Origin of the sequence: Oceanospirillum sediminis, assembly GCF_014164585.1 — a bacterium.
Classification (GTDB): Bacteria; Pseudomonadota; Gammaproteobacteria; order Pseudomonadales; family Halomonadaceae; genus Oceanospirillum; species Oceanospirillum sediminis.
This window is the reverse complement of record NZ_JACJFM010000002.1, coordinates 88,863-89,079: the sequence shown is the minus strand read 5'-3', so window position 1 is coordinate 89,079 and position 217 is coordinate 88,863. Positions and strand designations below refer to the sequence as shown.

The window sequence follows — 217 nt, the reverse complement described above, 5'->3', positions numbered from 1 at the left end:
TAGCGGACCGGTAGTTCAGTTGGTTAGAATACCGGCCTGTCACGCCGGGGGTCGCGGGTTCGAGTCCCGTCCGGTCCGCCAATTACTTGCCTGATATTTTAAATATCTCCCTACAGTTTTCTGTAAGCCAGTGGGTGGTTAGCTCAGCTGGGAGAGCACCAGCCTTACAAGCTGGGGGTCACAGGTTCGATCCCTGTACCACCCACCATCTCATTGT

General features: G+C 54.8%; 2 tRNA genes. Both read left to right on the top strand.

The annotated features are described in order from the left end of the window. Positions 1–4 precede the first annotated feature (4 nt). Positions 5–81 (top strand) — tRNA-Asp (locus tag H4O21_RS01990). 51 nt (positions 82–132) lie between these two features. Next, a tRNA-Val gene (locus H4O21_RS01985) sits at positions 133–208 on the top strand. The last annotated feature ends 9 nt before the right edge of the window (positions 209–217 follow it).